The organism is Thermoleptolyngbya sp. M55_K2018_002 (assembly GCF_015295965.1).
Lineage (GTDB): Bacteria > Cyanobacteriota > Cyanobacteriia > Elainellales > Elainellaceae > Thermoleptolyngbya > Thermoleptolyngbya sichuanensis.
This window is the reverse complement of the sequence record NZ_DVEA01000048.1, coordinates 1-2,540: the sequence shown is the minus strand read 5'-3', so window position 1 is coordinate 2,540 and position 2,540 is coordinate 1. Positions and strand designations below refer to the sequence as shown.

General features: G+C 52.1%; 3 protein-coding genes. All 3 read right to left on the bottom strand.

Annotated features, from left to right (window positions below):
• Positions 1–115: 115 nt before the first annotated feature.
• Positions 116–571 (bottom strand): cupin domain-containing protein, encoded by a 456-nt coding sequence (locus IGS51_RS02010; RefSeq protein ID WP_297075264.1) that lies wholly within the window; start codon positions 569–571, stop codon positions 116–118.
• 57 nt (positions 572–628) lie between these two features.
• Entirely contained in the window at positions 629–1,384 is a 756-nt protein-coding gene (locus IGS51_RS02005) for a cysteine hydrolase family protein (protein WP_297075263.1), read from the bottom strand.
• 263 nt (positions 1,385–1,647) lie between these two features.
• Entirely contained in the window at positions 1,648–2,031 is a 384-nt protein-coding gene (locus tag IGS51_RS02000; protein WP_172355057.1) for a RidA family protein, read from the bottom strand.
• Positions 2,032–2,540: the final 509 nt, after the last annotated feature.

Below are 2,540 nucleotides of genomic sequence, written 5' to 3'. Positions count from 1 at the left end.
TTGTAGTGGATACCCCTGATCGGCGCAAGCAAAATTTTGCTACGGAGTGTGAAGGGGTTTGTCGCCGCTTGGGAGGCAAGATTTCCCTGCCAGAGCTTGCACCGCAACGTCGGCCCTAGCTTACCCGCAGCCCGTCTGATCGGCGCAGCACCGCCAGATCTTCCTCATCCAGTTCTGCGGGGATGCCGCTGCGAATCAGTTCGGCAAAGTCTTCATTGGGCACCATAATGCAGAGTGCATACAGCCGCCCCGGCCCGGTGTTTTCAATTTCATGCGTGCCCGTTGCGGGAACCAGAATGCTGTCTCCCGCTGAAATATCGACCGTCTTGCCGTCGCAAGTGGCTCGCCCCTGGCCCTTCAATACAAAAAACATTTCCACAGCAAGCTGATGCCGATTAGGTGGCGTTTTTCCACCCACGTCAAAAATTTCCACGCAATAGGTCAGCGACATATTTGCGCTGATGGGGTCAAATACGATCGCCAGTCGATTTGTATCCTGTGGACTAATGCGAAACGCCTGATAGTCCTTGGGCGTTTTGATCACTGGAATGACGCAGGTTTCGGTAGTCATGGGGGGAGGGAAGAGGGAAGAAGGAAAGAATTTCGTTTTTCGTTTTTGCTTCATCACTCACTTCACGGCATCCAGAATTGCGTGAGAGTGAGTAACAAAACCGAAGCACTGATTCACGTTGTAGACCGTGGCTTGCCAGCAGTATTCGGGCGACGTGGTGGCAGTGCAATCGCTAACCAAAATGCAATCGTAGCCAAGAAAGTTGGCATCTTGCAGCGTGGCCATGACGCACTGATCGGCGTTAACTCCGCCAAAAAACAGGGTCGTCCGCCCCAGGTTTCGCAAAATGCTGTCGAGCGGCGTGTCCCAAAAGCCGCTCATGCGATACTTATCGACTTTGATATCTTGCGGCATTTGCTCCAGTTCGTCCACGACGGCGGCGGCCCAGCTATCTTTTTGCAGGACGGGTGCGCCGTTTTTGGGCAGGGGGTCGCCCAGCCCCACGCCATCGCCGGAACTGTTGTAGACGTGGCGCAGTCCAGCGCTGATGTTGAGCAGGTCGGGTCGGTTGCCCCAGTTGATCCAGAGGATAGGCACGTCCAACCCACGCAACACAGGCAGTAGACCTTGCAGCGGGCCAATGGGGGCACGGGCGGGGGTCACATCTACGCCGATGTGTGCTAGCCAGCCGTCGGGATGGCAAAAGTCGTTTTGCATGTCGATGACCAGCATGGCCGCTTTCGCCAGATCGACCCGCAGCGTTTTGGTGTCTGCTTTGAGCGAGATTGGGCGGGGGGGGAGCGGCGGGCGCGTCAGGTCAGCATTGTGGGCATCGACAAGCCAAGCGTTGGGCGGCGTGCCAAGCGATCGCATAGGAAACCTCGTCCAAAGTTGTTATAAAGTTGTTATGACAAGCCAGTATCGACTAGTCCTACGCTAAAAGGCGATCGCCTTCAGTATTCACCGACACTTCTGCGATTGGCAGATTTGCACCACAAAGCTTAATGTGCCACGCTGATTTTAGATTTCTAGATTGCAAGTTTTAGATGGGATTGGGGATTTTGCACTGCGAAACCAGGGACAGGCTCTTTTGGCTATGTTCCCAGAGCCAATCCCTAATCCTCAACCCCGAAAGCCTACTCCCCACAGTAGGCAATCAAATCAATTTCGACATCGCCAAAATCTGCCAGCGCCGACACGCCGACCGTGGTGCGTCCTGGCAGCCGTCCTGATTCAAAGTACGACTTGTAGATATCATTAACTGCGTCGTAGAAGCGAAAATCGGTGACAAAAATCCGCGCCATCACTACCTGGCTAAAGCTGCTACCCGAAGCCTCCAGCACCATCTTCAGATTTTCCATCACCCGCACTGCCTGCTCCTCAATGGGGCCACGCACGACCTCGCCAGTCTTGGGGTCTTCCGCGAGTTGCCCCGTCACAAATAGAAAATCTCCTGCCCGTACCGCATGGCAATAGGGCGCAACACAGGGTAGACCGTCGAGGGTGATGTACTGAAGCATGGTTGGGAACAGGTAGATGAAAAGACAAACAGAATATAGTTTTGTAGGCAGTAATTCAGAGAATTCATTAAATCTGACTTAAATCTGACTTAAATCCGACCTGAATCTAGTTTTAATCATCAATTACTCAAAGCACTGGATATTTTGAGCGGTTTATACCCATTTGCAACTTGAAAGTTGGAACTTAAAAGTAACTGTATTCCCCTACAAACATCCGGTCACTCTATCGCAAAACGAGCATCCCTTGAAATAGGTACTTTACGGAACTCGCGTGCGGATAGCAGTCAAGAAATGTCATAATCCTGCTGTGCAGGGGCAGCATTCTTGAAAAGTCTTGGATGCTTTTGTGAATGCTATTTCAACGCCATTTGTGATACCCCCCTAGGAGGGTTGCGGCAGTTTGCTAATTGTGCTGTTAGGCTTTAAGGGCTGTTAGAGGATGTTTGAAAAGTCGTACTGTTTGTAGCAAAGCGTGCAAGATCCCCCTAAATCCCCCTTAAAAAGGGGGA

Bases quoted from the DNA above. Each gene is read 5' to 3' on its own strand.
- IGS51_RS02010 (WP_297075264.1), bottom strand. From the start codon at position 571: ATGACTACCGAAACCTGCGTCATTCCAGTGATCAAAACGCCCAAGGAC.
- IGS51_RS02000 (WP_172355057.1), bottom strand. From the start codon at position 2,031: ATGCTTCAGTACATCACCCTCGACGGTCTACCCTGTGTTGCGCCCTAT.
- IGS51_RS02005 (WP_297075263.1), bottom strand. From the start codon at position 1,384: ATGCGATCGCTTGGCACGCCGCCCAACGCTTGGCTTGTCGATGCCCAC.